Source organism: Pseudomonas helmanticensis (assembly GCF_900182985.1).
GTDB classification, from domain to species: domain Bacteria; phylum Pseudomonadota; class Gammaproteobacteria; order Pseudomonadales; family Pseudomonadaceae; genus Aquipseudomonas; species Aquipseudomonas helmanticensis.
On sequence record NZ_FXUY01000001.1, the window covers coordinates 39,817 to 58,780 of the forward strand.

Sequence of the window (18,964 nt, forward strand, 5' to 3'; positions counted from 1 at the left end):
CATGATTCATCGGGCTGGGTTGGCCAGGCAGGCCGGTAAACTTTTCCACTGATCAGGCTTCGAATGGTCGGTGCCTTTCCCTGTAGTCCAGCCAGCGTAGCCCGTTAAACAAGGCTCGACGCGAATTAGGGCGAATTTTCTAACTATTGATTCTATGAATGGCTTTGCATGCAGGCGCGTGTTGCAGGTCTGCGTGTTACGGAAATGACCGCAAAGTCGTATTTCAACCCGTATTTTGGGCGATTGACAATTGTCGGAAATTCCGTGAAGGTGACGTACCCAAATCAAACGGGCGTATGAATTGAGCGTTTGTCTTACTGACCGCTCCTACAGAATCCCGACTATCGCGTTGGCGGGTGTGCCGGGTGGATTGGCGTTAGCATCGACGAAAAAGCGTCCTGCCGAGCCATTCGCCTGCGTCCGACGTGTACTGTTCAGCTTCCATATCGTGGAGATCAGTTGATGATTTACGAAGGTAAAGCCATCACGGTTAAAGCTCTTGAAAGTGGCATCGTCGAATTGAAATTCGACCTCAAGGGTGAGTCCGTCAACAAGTTCAACCGTCTAACCCTGAACGAACTGCGTCAGGCCGTAGACACCATCAAGGCAGATGCTTCGATCAAGGGCGTGATCGTCAGCAGTGGCAAGGACGTCTTCATCGTCGGCGCCGACATCACCGAATTTGTCGAGAACTTCAAGCTGCCGGATGCCGAGCTGGTTGCTGGCAATCTCGAAGCCAACAAGATCTTCAGCGATTTCGAAGACCTCAACGTTCCGACCGTAGCGGCCATCAACGGCATCGCCCTGGGCGGCGGTCTGGAAATGTGCCTCGCAGCTGACTATCGCGTCATGTCCACCAAGGCCAAGATCGGTCTGCCGGAAGTCAAACTGGGCATCTACCCAGGCTTCGGCGGCACCGTGCGTCTGCCGCGCCTGATCGGTGTCGACAACGCTATCGAGTGGATTGCCTCCGGCAAGGAAAACCGCCCTGAAGACGCGCTGAAAGTAAGCGCCGTCGACGCTGTGGTCGCTCCAGAGAAGCTCCAGGAAGCTGCCCTTGAACTGATCAAACGCGCCATCTCCGGCGAGTTCGATTACAAGGCCAAGCGTCAGCCGAAACTTGAAAAAATCAAGTTGAACGCCATTGAACAAATGATGGCTTTCGAAACCGCCAAAGGTTTCGTTGCAGGGCAAGCTGGCCCGAACTACCCGGCGCCGGTTGAAGCGATCAAGACCATCCAGAAAGCCGCGAACTTCGGTCGTGACAAGGCGCTGGAAGTGGAAGCCGCCGGTTTCGTCAAACTGGCCAAGACCTCTGCCGCGCAGAGCTTGATCGGTCTGTTCCTGAACGATCAGGAACTGAAGAAAAAGGCCAAGGCCTACGACGAAATCGCCAAAGACGTGAAGCAGGCTGCCGTACTCGGCGCCGGCATCATGGGTGGCGGTATCGCTTATCAGTCGGCTTCCAAAGGCACGCCGATCCTGATGAAGGACATCAACGAGCACGGTATCGAGCAGGGTCTGGCCGAAGCCGCCAAACTGCTGGTTGGCCGCGTTGATAAAGGTCGCATGACCGCCGCGAAAATGGCTGAAGTGCTCAACGCCATTCGTCCAACCCTGTCGTACGGCGACTTCGGTCACGTTGATCTGGTGGTCGAAGCTGTCGTCGAGAACCCGAAGGTCAAGCAAGCCGTATTGGCGGAAGTTGAAGGCCAGGTCAAAGAGGACACCATCCTCGCGTCCAACACTTCGACCATTTCCATCAGCCTGCTGGCGAAAGCCCTCAAGCGTCCGGAAAACTTCGTCGGCATGCACTTCTTCAACCCGGTGCACATGATGCCGCTGGTGGAAGTGATCCGTGGCGAGAAGTCGAGTGAGCTGGCGGTTGCCACCACCGTTGCCTACGCCAAGAAAATGGGCAAGAACCCGATCGTCGTCAACGACTGCCCGGGCTTCCTGGTCAACCGCGTACTGTTCCCGTACTTCGGCGGTTTCGCCAAGCTGGTCAGCGCCGGTGTGGACTTCGTCCGTATCGACAAGGTCATGGAAAAATTCGGCTGGCCGATGGGCCCGGCGTACCTGATGGACGTGGTCGGCATCGACACCGGTCACCACGGTCGTGACGTGATGGCTGAAGGTTTCCCGGACCGCATGAAGGATGACCGTCGTTCGGCCATTGACGTACTGTACGAAGCCAAGCGCCTGGGTCAGAAGAACGGCAAGGGCTTCTACGCCTACGAGGCCGACAAGAAAGGCAAGCAGAAGAAAGTCGCCGATCCGTCGGTACTCGAAGTGCTCAAGCCGATCGTTTACGAGCAGCGCGAAGTCACTGACGAAGACATCATCAACTGGATGATGATCCCGCTGTGCCTGGAAACCGTGCGTTGCCTGGAAGACGGCATCGTTGAAACCGCCGCTGAAGCCGACATGGGTCTGGTCTACGGTATCGGTTTCCCTCCATTCCGTGGCGGTGCGCTGCGCTACATCGACTCGATCGGTGTTGCCGAGTTCGTTGCCCTGGCTGACCAGTACGCTGATTTGGGCGCGCTGTACCACCCGACCGCGAAACTGCGTGAAATGGCCAAAACCGGCCAACGGTTCTTCGGTTAAGCGTCCCAACTTTTGAGCGAGAGTGAAATTTTATGAGCTTGAATCCAAGAGACGTCGTGATTGTCGACTTCGGTCGTACTCCGATGGGCCGCTCCAAGGGCGGCATGCACCGCAACACCCGCGCTGAAGACATGTCGGCGCACCTGATCAGCAAACTGCTGGAACGCAACGTCAAGGTTGACCCGAACGAAGTCGAAGACGTGATCTGGGGCTGCGTAAACCAGACCCTGGAGCAGGGCTGGAACATCGCGCGCATGGCGTCGCTGATGACCCAGATCCCGCACACTGCTGCCGGCCAGACCGTCAGCCGCCTGTGTGGCTCGTCGATGAGCGCGCTGCACACTGCTGCGCAAGCGATCATGACCGGTAACGGTGACGTGTTCGTGGTTGGCGGCGTCGAGCATATGGGTCACGTGAGCATGATGCACGGTGTCGATCCGAACCCGCACATGTCGCTGTATGCGGCGAAAGCCTCGGGCATGATGGGTCTGACCGCTGAAATGCTCGGCAAAATGCACGGCATCACTCGCGAACAGCAGGACGCTTTCGGCGTGCGTTCCCACCAGTTGGCCCACAAGGCAACCGTGGAAGGCAAGTTCAAAAACGAAATCATCCCGATGCAGGGCTACGACGAGAACGGTTTCCTGAAACTGTTCGACTACGATGAAACCATTCGTCCGGAAACCACCCTGGAAAGTCTGGCGGCCCTCAAGCCTGCCTTCAATCCAAAGGGCGGCACCGTGACTGCCGGTACTTCGTCGCAGATCACTGACGGTGCTTCGTGCATGATCGTGATGTCGGCGCAGCGCGCACAGGACCTGGGTATCCAGCCAATGGCGGTTATCCGTTCGATGGCAGTGGCGGGTGTGGATCCGGCGATCATGGGCTATGGTCCAGTTCCGGCGACACAAAAAGCGCTGAAACGCGCGGGTCTTGGCATCAACGATATCGACTTCTTCGAGCTCAACGAAGCTTTCGCTGCACAGGCCCTGCCAGTGCTGAAAGATCTGAAAGTACTCGACAAGATGAACGAGAAGGTTAACCTGCACGGCGGCGCGATCGCCCTGGGTCACCCGTTCGGTTGCTCCGGTGCCCGTATTTCCGGCACCTTGCTGAACGTGATGAAGCAGAATAGCGGCACCCTCGGGGTGGCCACTATGTGCATTGGTCTCGGCCAAGGCATCTCCACCGTCTTCGAACGCGTTTAAGCGTCTCGTCGATGGAAGCCGGGGCCAAGTGCCCCGGTTTTTGTTTTTGTGGATTTATTTTGTTTTTATTTTGAAAAAATTTGAGTGAGGGCCAAAGCATGCCGATACAACCTGGGCTCTATCAACATTACAAAGGTCCGCAGTACCGCGTATTCAGTGTTGCGCGGCATTCCGAGACCGAAGAAGAAGTGGTCTTTTACCAAGCCCTGTATGGGGATTACGGCTTTTGGGTGCGCCCTCTGAGCATGTTTCTCGAGTCGGTCGAGGTTGACGGCGAGCAGGTGCCACGCTTTGCTTTGGTGCAAGCCGAACCGAGCCTTTTTTCCAAGGCGTAAGGGGAGTGCGCACAGAACCCTGTGCTTGACCTCACCTTGTATCAACTATATATAGCGGTGCCGCGTCAGGCGCCAACCGCCTTTCACTTCTAGAATTCAGGAATTTTCTGATCCATGGGCAAATCGCTGGTCATTGTGGAATCCCCGGCTAAGGCCAAGACCATCAACAAGTATCTGGGTAACCAATACGTGGTGAAGTCGAGTATCGGCCATATCCGAGACCTGCCCACCAGCGGTTCGGCTAGCGCCAGCAAAGAGCCCGCCGCCAAGCGCGGCAAGGCTGCTGCGGGCGAAGGTCCGGTGCTCACGCCGAAAGAGAAAGCGCGCAAGCAGCTGGTCTCGCGTATGGGTGTCGATCCCGATCATGGCTGGAAAGCCAAGTACGAGATCCTCCCGGGCAAAGAGAAAGTCATCGAAGAGCTGCGCCGGCTCGCCAAAGATGCTGACACCATCTATCTCGCAACCGACTTGGATCGCGAGGGGGAAGCCATTGCCTGGCACCTGCGCGAAGCCATCGGTGGTGACGACAGCCGCTACAAGCGCGTGGTGTTCAACGAAATCACCAAGAAGGCGATTCAGGAAGCGTTCTCCAAGCCGGGCGAGCTGGACATCGATCGTGTCAACGCTCAACAGGCGCGTCGCTTCCTCGACCGCGTTGTTGGCTACATGGTTTCGCCGCTGCTGTGGGCAAAGATCGCCCGTGGCCTGTCCGCCGGTCGCGTGCAATCGGTTGCCGTGAAACTGGTAGTGGAGCGTGAGCGCGAAATTCGTGCGTTCAACCCGGAAGAATACTGGGAAGTGCATGCCGATCTCGGCACCACCAAAGGCTCGACCGTGCGTTTCGAAGTGGCTCGCGAGAAAGGCGAAGCTTTCAAGCCGCTTAATGAAACCCAGGCCATGGCGGCGCTGGAGAAGCTCAAGTCTTCCAGCTACAGCATCGTCAAGCGCGAAGACAAACCGACCAGCAGCAAGCCGTCGGCACCGTTCATCACCTCGACCCTGCAACAGGCTGCCAGTAACCGCCTGGGCTTCGGCGTGAAGAAAACCATGATGATGGCCCAGCGTCTGTACGAAGCCGGCTACATCACTTATATGCGTACCGACTCGACCAACCTCTCGGCTGATGCCGTGACGATGGCGCGTGCCTATATTGAAGACGAGTTCGGCAAGAAGTACCTGCCGGAAACGCCGAACGTCTACAGCAGTAAGGAAGGCGCACAAGAGGCTCACGAAGCGATTCGTCCGTCCGACGCCAATACCATTCCAAGCAAGCTGGCGGGCATGGAGCGCGATGCAGAGCGTCTCTACGAGCTGATCTGGCGCCAGTTCCTCGCTTGCCAGATGCTGCCGGCACAATATCTGTCGACCACTGTCAGCGTCGGCGCTGGCGATTTCGAGCTGCGCGCCAAGGGCCGCATCCTCAAGTTCGACGGTTACACCCGTGTCATGCCGCAGATCGCCAAACCAGGCGATGACGACGTTCTGCCAGATATGGCGCAGGGCGACGTGATGAAGCTGATCAAGCTTGATCCGTCCCAGCATTTCACCAAGCCGCCGGCGCGTTATTCGGAAGCGAGCCTGGTTAAAGAAATGGAAAAACGCGGCATCGGTCGTCCTTCGACGTACGCCGCGATCATTTCGACCATTCAGGATCGCGGTTACGTGACCCTGCACAACCGTCGTTTCTATTCGGAAAAGATGGGCGATATCGTTACCGAGCGTCTGTCTGAAAGCTTCTCGAACCTGATGGATTACGGCTTCACCGCCGGCATGGAAGAGAACCTCGATGACGTGGCTCAGGGCGAGCGCGACTGGAAAAACGTGCTGGACGAGTTCTACGGCGACTTCAAAAAGAAACTCGAAGTGGCCGAAAATCCGGACAGCGGCATGCGTGCCAACCAGCCGGTCATGACTGATATTCCGTGCACCACTTGCGGCCGTCCGATGCAGATTCGTACCGCATCGACCGGCGTGTTCCTCGGTTGCTCGGGCTACAGCCTGCCACCGAAAGAGCGCTGCAAGGCCACCGTCAATCTGGTGCCGGGCGATGAAATCGCTGCTGATGATGAGGGCGAATCGGAATCGCTGGTGCTGCGCGGCAAGCATCGCTGCCCGATCTGCAGCACGGCGATGGACGCTTATCTGCTCGACGAGAAACGCAAGCTGCACATCTGCGGTAACAATCCGGACTGCGCCGGCTACGAAATCGAAGAGGGTAGCTATCGCATCAAAGGCTACGAAGGTCCGAGCCTGGAATGCGACAAGTGCGGCAGCGAGATGCAACTCAAGACCGGCCGCTTTGGCAAGTTCTTCGGCTGCACCAACCCGACCTGCAAGAACACCCGCAAACTGCTGAAGAGCGGTGACGCGGCGCCGCCGAAGATGGACCCGGTGAAGATGCCTGAGCTGAAATGCGAAAAGGTCAACGACACCTACATCCTGCGCGACGGTGCCTCCGGCCTGTTCCTGGCGGCCAGCCAGTTCCCGAAAAACCGCGAGACCCGTGCTCCGCTGGTGATCGAGATTGTGCCGCACAAGGACGAAATCGATCCGAAGTACCACTTCCTCTGCGACGCTCCGAAGAAGGATCCTGACGGTCTGCCAGCGGTCATCCGCTACAGCCGCAAGACCAAGGAGCAATACGTGCAGACCGAAGTCGACGGCAAGCCTACCGGTTGGAAGGCTTTCTACGACGGCGGCAAGTGGACGGTTGAAGACAAACGTACAAAGGCCAAGGCCGAGTAAGCGTTAGTCCGATACTGCAAAGGCCGCATGAGAACCCTCGGGTTTTCATGCGGCCTTTTTGTTTTGTGCTTGCGGTTGGATCAACTGATCCACGACACTGTCCGGCCTGTATGAAGCAATTATTTCGTTGTGGAGACTGCCTTCATGGCCCACGAACTCTATACCCGTACCAACCAGAAGATCTATTTCGCCGGCCTTTCGCTGGAAGCCTTGGCTCGCGCTGAAGAAGGGCGGGCAATGAATTCTCTGGCGCTGATTCAGGCTGGTCGTGAATCGGCGTTGTTTCACCTCTACGGCGCGCTGTTGGGGCTGTGTCATGAGATTGCCGGCTTCTATCGCCTGCCTCAGGCTAGCGCGCCACGAGCGGAGGCGTTATTGACGCGTGAAGTGCTGGAGTCGATCGCGATTCCCGAACTGGCTGAAATGGTCGAGTTGGCGGGTAATCCGGAAACCTGGCTGGCGAAGCTGTTGGCGGCACACTCGGCGCTGTTCCAGCCACCACGGGTCCCGCACAAGCCCAAGGGTGATGTGACACAGCCGTTGATTCAGGCGGTTAATCTGGATGAAGCAGAGCCGCCGCAGGAATTGAGCCGGGAAGAGCTGGAGAGCTGGCGGCAGAACCTCAAGGGGCTGGCCATCCGGTTTCGCGAAGGTTTGAACGAGTGCTGACAGGGATTGACTCGGTGGCAATCTGAAACATGCTGCTGGTCAAGATCCCGAGCGAAGCCTGAATGATGTCTATATAATCCCTGCCTTTCGTGGAGAACAGACCTATATGCCAACGTCCTTTCTAGAAATTGTCGAGTTACCAGACGGCCGAATCGAACTGCGCAGGGCTGAGGACGAAGGTTCTCTGGTGACTCTGGATTTCTCCGAGGATGCCAAGACCTTCCTGCAGGGCCAGCACGTGGAAATCGCCAAGGCGATGTTGAGCGTCGGCGTGCAGATGGCAGGTCGAATGATTGAAGGCGAATTTGATAAGGACGAGGGGCCGCGGGTTCTTCATTGATCCCCGCCTGTTTTCAGCTTTTTGTCATTGCCGCTTCAGATCGGCTTCTCTGTCCCTGGAGAAGCCCTGCGCTTCACACAGCGCTTTTTAATCGCTAATCAGCCCAAACGAATATTCAGGCTTTGAGCGTCGCCCGTACGTGCAGCGCTGATCAGCTGTTGCCGCGAACTGCTGTTCAACGGATTCAGCCAGGTGACCACTGTGTGGCTGCGGCCCAGGCGCAATGCTTCGCACGCCAGTTGCTGGGCGCTCTGAGTGCCTCGCGGTTGCAGCAGCAGAATGCGTTCACGATTCAGGCCGGCATCTCGCAGCCAGGTTTGCGTCAGGCTCGCTGGCGGTGCAATCAGCGTCAGCCAGCGGGCGTCCTGATCTTCGCTCAGTTCGCGAAGGATCGGGGCAAGCAGGTTCAGACAGTTCCCGGCCGCACCGCGCAGTGACAGCTCACTGAATACTTCAGGTTCGGCATTCCACGGGCGCTCGACCACTTCTTTGAGGGTCGGTGCCATCGGTTGCGCCAGAAACGCTTCGAATAAAGGCAGTTGTGTTTGCTGAGGTATGTGTGGGAACTGCATAAAGCCTCCTTTAGCGGCGGATTACGCCGACACTCAAGCCTTCGATCACCAGTTCCTGATCTTTCAGGTCGACTTCGATAGGGGCGAACTCAGGGTTTTCGGCCATCAGCCAGACCTTGCTGCCTTCACGCTTGAAGCGTTTGACGGTCACTTCATCGCCAATGCGGGCGACGACAACCTGGCCATTGCGCGCTTCGCGAGTAGTGTGGACGGCCAGCAGGTCACCATCGAAAATGCCGATGTCCTTCATGCTCATACCGTGCACGCGCAACAGATAGTCGGCACGCGGGTGGAAGAAGGCGGGATTGATGTTGCAGGATTCTTCGATGTGCTGCTGAGCGAGGATCGGCGCGCCGGCAGCGACACGGCCAATGATCGGCAGGGTAGAGTCGTCAGCCTTGGCTTCGAAGCCAGGAATGCGAATGCCTCGCGAGGCGCCCGGGGTCATCTCGATGGCGCCTTTGCGGGCCAGTGCCTTGAGGTGTTCTTCTGCCGCGTTCGGCGACTTGAAGCCCAGTTCCTGAGCGATTTCCGCACGGGTTGGCGGATAGCCATTGTCTTCGAGGCAACGTTTGATAAAGGCCAGAATCTCGGCTTGGCGTGGCGTCAGCTTTAGCATAATGATCGCTCTGTCTTTTTATACAGTGACTGGGATTATATACAGTGAAACGGTCTTGGCAATGCCCGTTTTTTTGCCCGCCGCCGGACGGTCGGCAGCCGCGCTTATTAATGCGTGGGCCTTGTGTGGTTAAATAGCTGACCGACCATTCCCAAAACGAACCGGCAGGCTTGACAACGCACAGGCTGAAACGTATGTTTCAAACAAGTGTTTGTCAGGCGGAGTAGCCATGGCCCAGTCGGAAACCGTTGAACGCATTCTTGATGCTGCCGAGCAGTTGTTCGCGGAGAAAGGTTTCGCTGAAACCTCATTGCGTTTGATCACCAGCAAGGCTGGCGTCAACCTGGCAGCAGTCAACTATCATTTCGGCTCGAAAAAAGCCCTGATTCAGGCGGTGTTCTCGCGCTTCCTCGGGCCGTTCTGCATCAGCCTCGACAAAGAGCTGGAGCGTCGCCAGGCCAAGCCTGAAAACAAGCCGACGCTCGAAGAACTGCTGGAAATCCTCGTCGAGCAGGCCCTCGTGGTTCAGCCTCGCAGCGGCAACGATCTGTCGATCTTCATGCGCTTGCTCGGCCTCGCATTCAGCCAGAGCCAGGGCCACTTGCGCCGTTATCTGGAAGACATGTACGGCAAGGTGTTCCGCCGCTACATGCTACTGGTCAACGAAGCCGCGCCACGTATTCCTCCGATCGAGCTGTTCTGGCGTGTGCACTTCATGCTCGGCGCCGCCGCGTTCAGCATGTCCGGCATCAAGGCCTTGCGCGCAATCGCCGAGACCGATTTCGGCGTCAACACCTCCATCGAACAAGTGATGCGCCTGATGGTGCCGTTCCTCGCCGCTGGTATGCGCGCAGAAACCGGTGTCACTGACACTGCCATGGCCACCGCACAACTGCGTCCGCGCAGCAAATCAACGCCGGTCGCCGCCAAGGTTTAACCGCGCACGGGTGGGCGCGGCAGCTGGTATCCGCTAAGCTAGCCGCCCATGCCGACTCTCGTTCTGAACCCGATCCAAACAGAAATTGCCGACCTGCCGAGCATTGCTCACGGTAGCGATTTTCTGCGCATCGGTTTTTTCGTTTTCAAGGAATCTCTATGACTGCTGGCCTGCAAGGCTCGTTGATGGTGGACGTCGCCGGTACCTGGCTGACGGCTGAAGATCGCCAATTGTTGCGTCAGCCCGAAGTGGGCGGCCTGATCATTTTTGCGCGCAACATTGAGCATCCGCGTCAGGTGCGCGAGCTCAGCGCAGCGATTCGCGCGATTCGCCCGGATTTGCTGTTGGCCGTCGATCAAGAGGGCGGTCGCGTGCAGCGCCTGCGCCAAGGCTTCGTACGCCTGCCAGCGATGCGCGCCATTGCCGACAACCCGAATGCCGAATACCTCGCCGAGCAATGCGGCTGGATCATGGCCACCGAAGTGCTGGCCGTCGGCCTAGACCTGAGCTTTGCCCCAGTGCTTGATCTGGATTACCAGCGCAGCGCCGTGGTCGGCACCCGTTCATTTGAAGGTGACCCCGAGCGTGCCGCACTGCTCGCCGGTGCATTCATTCGCGGCATGAACAGCGCGGGCATGGCGGCCACCGGCAAGCACTTCCCCGGTCATGGCTGGGCCGAAGCCGATTCCCACGTCGCGATCCCGAATGATGAGCGCAGCCTCGACGAGATTCGCGCCAACGACCTTGTGCCTTTCGCCAAACTCAGCAAGCAACTGGCCGCAATCATGCCGGCGCACGTCATCTATCCGCAGGTCGATTCACAGCCTGCCGGCTTCTCCCGGCGTTGGTTGCAGGACATCCTGCGCGGCGAATTGCAGTTCGACGGTGTGATCTTCAGCGATGACCTGTCGATGGCCGGTGCGCACGTGGTCGGCGACGCCGCGAGCCGCATCGAGGCCGCGCTCACCGCCGGTTGCGACATGGGCTTGGTGTGCAACGACCGCGCCGCTGCCGAACTGGCCCTCAGCGCGGCGCAGCGCATGAAGGTCAAGCCATCGGCCCGAATCGCGCGGATGCGCGGTCAGGCATTCGCCAGCACCGATTATCGCCAGGATCCGCGCTGGCTCACCGCTATCGGCGCGCTCAAAGACGCTCAACTGATCGATTAAGGATTTTTCGCTATGACCGTTTACGCAATCATCGGTGGCACCGGCCTGACCCAGCTCGAAGGCCTGAGCATTCGTCAGTCGCTGGCAGTCGACACGCCCTACGGCGCACCCTCAGCCGAAGTACAGATCGGCGAATACGCTGGCAAGGAAGTGCTGTTCCTCGCCCGTCACGGCCACCCGCACCGCTTTCCGCCGCACAAGGTCAACTACCGCGCCAATCTGTGGGCGTTGAAGCAGGCGGGTGCCGAGGCGATCATCGCGGTCAACGCCGTGGGCGGGATTCATTCGGCGATGGGCACCGGGCATTTCTGCGTGCCGCATCAGATCGTCGACTACACCAGCGGGCGTGAACACACCTATTTCGCGGATGATCTGGAGCACGTCACCCACATTGACTTCAGCTTTCCTTACAGCGAGCCACTGCGTCAGCAATTGATCGCTGCTGTAGCCGCCGAAGGTTGCGAGTACAGCGATCAGGGCGTGTATGCCTGCACTCAAGGCCCGCGTCTGGAGACCGTGGCCGAGATCGTGCGTCTGGAACGTGATGGCTGCGACATCGTCGGCATGACCGGTATGCCGGAAGCGGCGCTGGCACGTGAGCTGGAGCTGGATTACGCCTGTCTAGCGCTGGTGGTGAACCCTGCTGCGGGCAAGACCACTGAAGTGATTACCATGGCCGAGATCGAGCAGGCTTTGCATGACGGCATGGGCAAGGTGAAGTCGGCGTTGGCGCGGGTACTCAAGGGCTGAGTCCGGCCGAGACCGAGTTGACCCCATCGCTGGCAAGCCAGCTTCCACAAGAATCGAGTTGAATCACATTTTTGTGTACGACTCGTAACCCAGTGGGAGCGGGCTTGCTCGCGAAAGCTATCTAACAGACGAAAAAGATCTCAACGCTTCTCGAGCTTGTCCGGCAACGGCGCAAACAACGCTTCAATATCATCACTCTGCAACTTCCAGTCCCCGGCCTTGCGCCCATCCAGCACGCCCGCCGCCAAGTCGGATTTTTCCTTCTGCAGATGCTGAATCTTCTCTTCCACCGTGCCCCGGGCAATCATCTTGTAGACGAACACCGGTTTCTCCTGACCGATCCGGTAAGCGCGGTCCGTCGCCTGATTCTCGGTCGCCGGGTTCCACCACGGGTCGTAGTGAATCACCGTATCCGCTTCGGTGAGGTTCAGGCCAACACCACCGGCCTTCAGACTGATCAGAAATATCTGACGCTTGCCGCTCTGGAATTCCTTCACCGGCGTACGACGATCGCGGGTTTGGCCGGTCAGCAGCGCGTAGGAGACATTGCGCTTTTTCAGCTCGTCTTCAATCAATGACAGCATCGAGGTGAACTGCGAAAACAGCAGAATCCTTCGGCCTTCCTCGAACAACTCTTCCAGCATCTCCATCAAACTGTCGAGCTTGCCGGATGTACTGCCGCGCGCGGGCAGGGTGGCGTCGTTGACCAGGCGCAGATCGCAGCAAACCTGACGCAGTTTCAACAGCGCTTCAAGAATGATGATCTGGCTGCGCGCGACACCCTTGCGGGTGATCTCGTCGCGGACTTTCTTGTCCATCGCCAGGCGCATGGTTTCGTACACATCGCGCTGCGCTTCGTTGAGATCGACCCAGTGGATGATTTCCGTCTTCGGCGGCAACTCGGTAGCGACCTGTTCCTTGGTGCGACGTAGCAGAAACGGTTTGATTCGGCCGTTGAGGTGCTGAAGCCGGACTTCGCTGCCGCGCTTTTCAATCGGCACGCGGTAATCGGCGTTGAAGCTTTTTACGTCGCCAAGCCAGCCCGGCAGCAGGAAGTGAAACAGCGACCACAGCTCGCCCAGGTGGTTTTCCAGCGGTGTACCACTCAGGCACAGGCGCTGACGCGCATTCAGCTCGCGCGCTGCCTGCGCCGCTTTGCTGTTCGGGTTCTTGATGTACTGCGCCTCATCCAGCACCAGCACATGCAGCGGCTGCTTTGCCAAACGTTCGACGTCCTTGGGCAGCAGCGCGTAGGTGGTGAGAATCAGGTCAAAATCCGCCAGATTGTCGAAGTGCTTCTTGCGAGTGGCGCCGTACAGCGCGACCACGTTCAACTGCGGTGTGAAATGCGCCGCTTCATCCAGCCAGTTCGGAATCAGACTGGTCGGCATCACCACCATGCACGGGCGATCGAGGCGACCGGCGATTTTCTCACTGAGAATATGCGCCAGGGTCTGTAGGGTTTTGCCCAGACCCATGTCATCCGCGAGAATCCCGCCGACTTCCAATTGCCGCAGCGACTGCATCCAGCTCAAGCCTTCAAGCTGATACGGGCGCAGCGTCGCATTCAAGCCTTCCGGCGCTTCAACGCTGAAATCACGAATGTCGCGCAGGCGTTGGGCGAAGGTGCGAATCTGCTCGCCACCCTCCCACAGGAGCGGAATGCCTTCCAGCGAGTTCAGGCGTATGGCGTCGGCCTTGCTCAGGCGCAAAGTGGTTTCGCCCGGCTCCTGCAAATAGAACTCGCCGAGGGTCATCAGCACCGGTTTCAACCGGCCCAACGGCAATGCCACCTGCAATGGCCCGTGCTCGCTGTTGCGTTGCGGGACGTTGACCAGAATCAGCTCGTCATCACGACGGCGCGCAAGACGTTCCGGGTTGAGAATCTCCGCGTGCGAGCGCATCAGGTTGAGCAGGATCGGCAGCAAACTCAGGCGTTCACCGTTGACGATGATCCCCAACTCCAGATCGAACCAGTCACGTTCCGGTGCCTGTTCGACTGTGGCGTACCAGTCATCCACAGCGGTCAGGTCAAAGCCGAACTCTTCGTCAATCTGCAATTCCCAGCCTTGGGTGCGCAGCTTCGGCAGATCGTTGAGAGTGAACGTCAGCCACGCGCTGTCGTTGACCATCTCATACAGCTCGCCGGCACTTTCCGGCAGAGCTTTGCTCTGTCGCGTAGCGATGCGAAAGCCGAGGATTCGTAACTGTTCGCGGTAGGACTGTTCGACATCCGGGTGACGTTTTATCCGCAGCGTCTGGGTTTCCTGGCGGATCAGGATGTCACTGTTCTTCTGCCCGCTGACGTATTCGTCCAGATAACTGAACGACAGCGCCGCACGATGCTGGATGTAGCGCTGCATCTTGCCGTTGCGCGGTTCGAAAGCGCTGAACTCGACACTGGCCAGCCACAGGCGCGGCATTGGCTGAACGTTATCGACCAGCACTTGCGGCGGTGCTTTCGGGCCGCGGTTTTCCAGCACAGCCTGGAGTTTTTCCAGCAGTTCGGCGTCTTTGGCGGCGGCGGGGTAGTCGAGGGTTTCCTGAACTTTCAGCAACACCGCTGCGCAGTGTTTGCAATTGGTGCGAACCGGGCAGGTGCAACCGGCATCGACCAGCAGCAGAGTGCCTTTGGCTGACTCGCGCAGGTGAATGGTCTGGCGGTAAACGTTGCCGCCAGAGCCTTCGCAACTGGCGGTGATGGTTGCATCGCCGACCTGGGCGATGCGTACCCGGTTTTCCAGGGCGTAGCGGCGGCCACGCTCCAGGCTCTGTTCCTTGAATCGGCTGACCCAGGAGGGTGCCAACGGTTTACTCAGCGGCGGGTTCATAAGGACTTCGATCAGTCCGGAATCGCTTCAGGCGCTTCCCGTGGCGCAGGTGCAGTCAGGGAAGTGATCTTGATCAGCAACGCCAGGTGGCCGTTGTCGAGGTAGTTGAGCTGGCCGTTTTTGGTGTGGCTGTCCTGTTTCAGGCGTTCACTGGCGGTGACCAGGCCATTGGCGTCGAGCTGATTGACCCAGAAGTCGGCGGCGACATCGGTGAAGCGTCCGAGCTTCAGCTCCAGCGTGCCTTCGATCGGGAACTGGCCGAACTGCTCCTTGCCGTCACTGACCGCGACTTTCGCCGGTGCTTCGCCGAGGGTCTGTTGCCAGGCCTTGTGCATCAGCACGCTGTACTCGCCGCTGGCGGTGAGTTTGCTGGCGACATCATTGAGCGCCGGTGTCCGCGTGCTGTTCTCAGCCAAGCGCTGGGCGCCGGCGGCCCAGTCTTCCGGTGCTGCGCGGCTGACAATCGCCGGCACAGCGTTCTGGCGCACCAGAATCATCTCGACCTGATACAGGTCATCGGCAAACGCCGTAGGTGCTACCAAAGTCAGTAGCAAAGTCAGTGAGCGAAACAGGCGCATGCGGCGTCCTTCAAACAGTTTTCGGGATGAGGCGCTCGAACAGCGCCTCTACAGTATTAAAGCGCTCTTCCGGGCGTTCCATCGGCACCTGGAATTTAAACATCGTGGCGCCTTCGAATTTGTAGCGTTTTGGCTGGCTCTGGATCAGTTTGATCAGGGTCATCGGGTCGACCGGCGTCTGCGCCGCGAACTCGATTCGTCCACCTTGCGGCCCTCCGTCGACCTTCTTGATACCGAGCTGTTCAGCCTGCAACTTCAATGCAGTGATGCGTACCAGGTTTTTGGTCGGTTCCGGCAGCAGGCCGAAACGGTCGATCATCTCGACTTGCAGATCCTTCAGGCCTTCCTCGTCGGTGGCCGAAGCGATGCGCTTGTACAGGATCAGGCGCGCGTGAACGTCCGGCAGATAGTCTTCCGGAATCAGTGCCGGCACCCGCAGGTTGACTTCCGGACCACCGCCGAGCGGCTGGTCGAGGTTCGGCTGCTCGCCCTTACGGATTGATTTCACCGCGCGTTCGAGCATTTCCATGTACAGCGTGAAGCCCACAGCCTGAATCTGACCGCTCTGGCCATCGCCGAGCAGTTCGCCGGCGCCACGGATTTCCAGGTCGTTGGTCGCGAGCACGAAACCCGCCCCGAGATCCTGGGTATTGGCGATCGCCTCCAGACGTTTTTCTGCGTCCGAAGTGATTTGCTGGCGCGGCGGCGTCAGCAGGTAGGCGTATGCCTGGTGGTGACTGCGGCCGACACGGCCACGCAACTGGTGCAGTTGTGCCAGGCCAAACTTGTCGGCGCGCTCGATGATGATGGTATTGGCGCTCGGCACGTCGATGCCGGTCTCGATGATGGTCGAGGCGATCAGCACGTTGAAACGCTTGTGATAGAAGTCGCTCATCACCTGTTCGAGTTCGCGTTCGCGCATCTGTCCGTGACCGATGCCGATGCGGGCTTCCGGCACCAGTTCGGCGAGATCGGCGGCGCATTTCTCGATGGTTTTCACATCGTTGTGCAAGTAGTAAACCTGACCGCCGCGCAGCAGTTCGCGGAGCAGAGCCTCTTTGACCGTGCTCTTGTTCTGCTCCATGACGAAAGTGCGCACCGACAGGCGTCGCGCTGGCGGCGTGGCAATGATCGACAGATCGCGCATGCCCGACACCGCCATGTTGAGCGTGCGCGGAATCGGTGTGGCGGTCAGAGTCAGAATGTCGACTTCGCTGCGCAGGGCCTTGAGCTGTTCTTTCTGACGCACACCGAAGCGGTGTTCTTCGTCGATGATCACCAGCCCGAGGTTTTTGATTTTTACGTCGTCGGACAACAGCTTGTGCGTGCCGATGACGATGTCGATCTTGCCTTCCGCCAGGTCGGCGATCGCCGCGTTGACCTCCTTGGTCGACTTGAAGCGGCTCATCACTTCGACAGTCACCGGCCAGTCGGCGAAGCGGTCGCGGAAACTGTTGTAGTGCTGCTGAGCGAGCAGGGTGGTCGGCACCAGAATCGCTACCTGACGACCACCGTGCACGGCGATGAACGCCGCGCGCATGGCCACTTCGGTCTTGCCGAAACCGACGTCGCCGCAGACCAGTCGATCCATTGGTTTCGGCGCGAGCATGTCGGCGCGCACGGCTTCGATAGTGGTTTGTTGATCCGGGGTTTCTTCGAACGGGAAACCAGCGCTGAACGTTGCGTAATCGGCTTTCGGGTCGGCGAACGCATAACCTTCGCGAGCGGCACGACGGGCATAGATGTCGAGCAGTTCAGCGGCAACGTCACGCACTTGTTCGGCGGCTTTGCGCTTGGCTTTCTGCCAGGTCTCGGAGCCGAGGCGGTGCAGCGGCGCCAGTGCATCGTCGCTGCCGGTGTAGCGCGCAATCAGATGCAGGTTGGCCACCGGCACATAGAGCTTGGCGTTCTCGGCGTATTCGAGGGTGAGGAATTCGGCGGCCTGATCGTCGATTTCCAGAATGGTCAGGCCGAGGTAGCGGCCGACGCCGTGATCGATATGCACCACCGGCGCGCCTTCGCGCAACTCGGTCAGGTTCTTGATCACCGCATCGTTGTTGCCATCGGCACGCTTCTCGCGGCGGCGACGCTGCATCACGCGCTGGCCGAACAGCGGACTTTCGGCGACCAGTGCCAGCGCCGGATCGTCGAGCATCAGGCCTTCGTCGAGCGGCGCAATAGTGATCGCCAGACGATCCTTGCTCGCAACGAAGTCTGGCCAGCTGTCGACGGTTTTCGGCCGCAGCTTCAGGCGTTCGAGCAACTCCAGCAGCACTTCGCGACGCCCCGCGGATTCGGCGGTGAACAGCACGCGCCCGGGGAATTCGTCGAGGAATCCGGCCAGTGCCGCCAGCGGTTGCGTGGCTTTGGCTTCGATCGCCAGATTCGGCAGGGCTTGCGCCGGAAAGCGCTCGCGCCCGGCACCGCTTTCGACGTCCTGTTGGCTGGCGACCACGCGCGGCCAGCTCTTCAGGCGCGCGAAGCAGTCTTCCACCGGCAGGAACAATTCAGCGGGTGGCAATAAAGGACGCGATGGATCGACGCGGCGCTCTTCATAGCGATTACGCACATCGTTCCAGAAGTTTTCGGCCGCTTGCTCGATGCCCGGCAGCGAGAACACTTGCGTGTCCTGCGGCAGGTAATCGAACAGGGTCGAAGTTTCGTCGAAGAACAGCGGCAGGTAGTACTCGATGCCGGCCGGGGTAATCCCGCTGCTCAGATCCTGAAAGATCGGGCAGCGCCGGAAGTCGACGTCGAAACGCTCGCGGAAACGTGCCTTGAAACGGGTGACTGCGTCTTTCTGCAACGGAAATTCGCGTGCCGGTAGCAGCTTGACCGATTCGACCTTGTCGATCGAGCGCTGGTTTTCCGGATCGAATGTACGCAGGGTTTCGATTTCGTCATCGAACAGGTCGATGCGATAGGGCAGTTTGCTGCCCATCGGGAACAGGTCGATCAGCGCGCCGCGCACGGTGAATTCGCCGTGCTCATAAACCGTGTCGACGTAGCGATAACCGCTGGCTTCGAGCCGCGAGCGCATCTGTTCAACGTCGAGCTTCTGGCCGACATCGAGTACCAGGCTGCTGCCGAGCAGAAATTTGGTCGGCGCCAGGCGATGCAGGGCCGTGGTGATCGGCACCACCAGCACGCCATGCGCCAGTTCCGGCAGCCTATATAAGCTGGCGATGCGCTGGGAAATGATGTCCTGGTGCGGCGAGAACAGGTCGTACGGCAGGGTTTCCCAGTCGGGGAAATGCAGGACGGGCAAATCCGGGGCGAAGAAACTCAGCTCCTGTTCCAGTCGTTCAGCGCTCTGGCTGTCGGCGGTCAGTAGCAGGGTGAAGCGCTTGGCAGCGCTGGCAGCCTCGGCAATCGCCAGACTGAGGGCAGCACCGGGCAAATTGCCCCAATGCTGTTTACCTGCCTCGGCAGGGAGTAGCGGTAGACGCAGAACGGGCACGGAAGGTTGAGCTCCAGGCTTTGCGACAAAGTCGGTAATTGTAGCGGCGTCCGGTGTCACCTGTCAGTTGCAGACTGTGTCTATCTTCGCTGTTTCGGCGAAATGTAGTGGTAACCATAAAAAGCAGGCGTTTTTTAGCGA

The 18,964-nt window shown here is 58.9% G+C and carries 14 protein-coding genes; 9 read left to right on the forward strand and 5 right to left on the reverse strand.

Translation table 11 applies throughout. The features are described from left to right. Positions 1-462: 462 nt before the first annotated feature. From fadB to QOL84_RS00210, 6 genes are all read left to right on the forward strand, one after another. On the forward strand, positions 463-2,610 hold the full coding sequence (fadB, locus tag QOL84_RS00185; protein WP_129394799.1) for a fatty acid oxidation complex subunit alpha FadB: 2,148 nt from the start codon (positions 463-465) through the stop codon (positions 2,608-2,610). 32 nt (positions 2,611-2,642) lie between these two features. Beyond that, the gene (fadA, locus tag QOL84_RS00190; protein WP_283435727.1) at positions 2,643-3,818 is read left to right on the forward strand and encodes an acetyl-CoA C-acyltransferase FadA; all 1,176 of its coding nucleotides are present in this window, start codon (positions 2,643-2,645) and stop codon (positions 3,816-3,818) included. 98 nt (positions 3,819-3,916) lie between these two features. Next, entirely contained in the window at positions 3,917-4,153 is a 237-nt protein-coding gene (locus QOL84_RS00195; protein ID WP_007910467.1) for a DUF1653 domain-containing protein, read from the forward strand. A gap of 114 nt (positions 4,154-4,267) precedes the next feature. Beyond that, on the forward strand, positions 4,268-6,898 hold the full coding sequence (gene topA / locus QOL84_RS00200; protein WP_129394798.1) for a type I DNA topoisomerase: 2,631 nt from the start codon (positions 4,268-4,270) through the stop codon (positions 6,896-6,898). Positions 6,899-7,042: 144 nt separating this feature from the next. Then, the gene (locus QOL84_RS00205) at positions 7,043-7,567 is read left to right on the forward strand and encodes a DUF6586 family protein (RefSeq protein ID WP_283435728.1); all 525 of its coding nucleotides are present in this window, start codon (positions 7,043-7,045) and stop codon (positions 7,565-7,567) included. A 106-nt stretch (positions 7,568-7,673) separates the two neighbouring features. Beyond that, positions 7,674-7,907, forward strand: coding sequence for a hypothetical protein (locus tag QOL84_RS00210; protein ID WP_064392830.1), 234 nt, complete (start codon positions 7,674-7,676; stop codon positions 7,905-7,907). 98 nt (positions 7,908-8,005) lie between these two features. On the opposite strand, the gene sulA is transcribed toward QOL84_RS00210, so the two are convergent. Further along, a complete protein-coding gene (gene sulA / locus QOL84_RS00215; RefSeq protein WP_129394796.1) occupies positions 8,006-8,479 on the reverse strand; it encodes an SOS-induced cell division inhibitor SulA in 474 nt (157 codons plus the stop codon). 10 nt (positions 8,480-8,489) lie between these two features. Beyond that, entirely contained in the window at positions 8,490-9,098 is a 609-nt protein-coding gene (gene lexA, locus QOL84_RS00220) for a transcriptional repressor LexA (RefSeq protein WP_042560165.1), read from the reverse strand. Positions 9,099-9,327: 229 nt separating this feature from the next. On the opposite strand from lexA, the gene QOL84_RS00225 reads away from it, so the two are divergent. The 3 genes from QOL84_RS00225 to QOL84_RS00235 all read left to right on the forward strand — a co-directional run bounded on the left by QOL84_RS00225 (position 9,328) and on the right by QOL84_RS00235 (position 11,954). After that, positions 9,328-10,035: a TetR/AcrR family transcriptional regulator gene (locus QOL84_RS00225; RefSeq protein WP_016986747.1), complete on the forward strand. Its 708-nt coding sequence runs from the start codon at positions 9,328-9,330 to the stop codon at positions 10,033-10,035. A gap of 158 nt (positions 10,036-10,193) precedes the next feature. Next, on the forward strand, positions 10,194-11,204 hold the full coding sequence (gene nagZ / locus QOL84_RS00230) for a beta-N-acetylhexosaminidase (protein ID WP_064117851.1): 1,011 nt from the start codon (positions 10,194-10,196) through the stop codon (positions 11,202-11,204). A 12-nt stretch (positions 11,205-11,216) separates the two neighbouring features. Further along, positions 11,217-11,954 carry an S-methyl-5'-thioinosine phosphorylase gene (locus tag QOL84_RS00235; protein WP_129394795.1) on the forward strand — a complete coding sequence of 246 codons (738 nt, stop codon included), beginning with the start codon at positions 11,217-11,219 and terminating at the stop codon, positions 11,952-11,954. 140 nt (positions 11,955-12,094) lie between these two features. On the opposite strand, the gene QOL84_RS00240 is transcribed toward QOL84_RS00235, so the two are convergent. The 3 genes from QOL84_RS00240 to mfd are packed head-to-tail and all read right to left on the reverse strand — an operon-like array spanning position 12,095 to position 18,823. Continuing rightward, on the reverse strand, positions 12,095-14,785 hold the full coding sequence (locus QOL84_RS00240; RefSeq protein ID WP_129394794.1) for a DEAD/DEAH box helicase: 2,691 nt from the start codon (positions 14,783-14,785) through the stop codon (positions 12,095-12,097). 11 nt (positions 14,786-14,796) lie between these two features. Next, positions 14,797-15,363, reverse strand: coding sequence for a CsiV family protein (locus QOL84_RS00245; RefSeq protein ID WP_283435729.1), 567 nt, complete (start codon positions 15,361-15,363; stop codon positions 14,797-14,799). A 10-nt stretch (positions 15,364-15,373) separates the two neighbouring features. After that, positions 15,374-18,823 (reverse strand): transcription-repair coupling factor, encoded by a 3,450-nt coding sequence (gene mfd / locus QOL84_RS00250; protein WP_283435730.1) that lies wholly within the window; start codon positions 18,821-18,823, stop codon positions 15,374-15,376. Positions 18,824-18,964 lie beyond the last annotated feature (141 nt).

Excerpts from the sequence above, each read along its gene's own strand:
- fadB (WP_129394799.1), top strand. The coding sequence starts at position 463 with ATGATTTACGAAGGTAAAGCCATCACGGTTAAAGCTCTTGAAAGTGGC.
- fadA (WP_283435727.1), top strand. The coding sequence starts at position 2,643 with ATGAGCTTGAATCCAAGAGACGTCGTGATTGTCGACTTCGGTCGTACT.
- QOL84_RS00195 (WP_007910467.1), top strand. The coding sequence starts at position 3,917 with ATGCCGATACAACCTGGGCTCTATCAACATTACAAAGGTCCGCAGTAC.
- topA (WP_129394798.1), top strand. The coding sequence starts at position 4,268 with ATGGGCAAATCGCTGGTCATTGTGGAATCCCCGGCTAAGGCCAAGACC.
- QOL84_RS00205 (WP_283435728.1), top strand. The coding sequence starts at position 7,043 with ATGGCCCACGAACTCTATACCCGTACCAACCAGAAGATCTATTTCGCC.
- QOL84_RS00210 (WP_064392830.1), top strand. The coding sequence starts at position 7,674 with ATGCCAACGTCCTTTCTAGAAATTGTCGAGTTACCAGACGGCCGAATC.
- sulA (WP_129394796.1), bottom strand. The coding sequence starts at position 8,479 with ATGCAGTTCCCACACATACCTCAGCAAACACAACTGCCTTTATTCGAA.
- lexA (WP_042560165.1), bottom strand. The coding sequence starts at position 9,098 with ATGCTAAAGCTGACGCCACGCCAAGCCGAGATTCTGGCCTTTATCAAA.
- QOL84_RS00225 (WP_016986747.1), top strand. The coding sequence starts at position 9,328 with ATGGCCCAGTCGGAAACCGTTGAACGCATTCTTGATGCTGCCGAGCAG.
- nagZ (WP_064117851.1), top strand. The coding sequence starts at position 10,194 with ATGACTGCTGGCCTGCAAGGCTCGTTGATGGTGGACGTCGCCGGTACC.
- QOL84_RS00235 (WP_129394795.1), top strand. The coding sequence starts at position 11,217 with ATGACCGTTTACGCAATCATCGGTGGCACCGGCCTGACCCAGCTCGAA.
- QOL84_RS00240 (WP_129394794.1), bottom strand. The coding sequence starts at position 14,785 with ATGAACCCGCCGCTGAGTAAACCGTTGGCACCCTCCTGGGTCAGCCGA.
- QOL84_RS00245 (WP_283435729.1), bottom strand. The coding sequence starts at position 15,363 with ATGCGCCTGTTTCGCTCACTGACTTTGCTACTGACTTTGGTAGCACCT.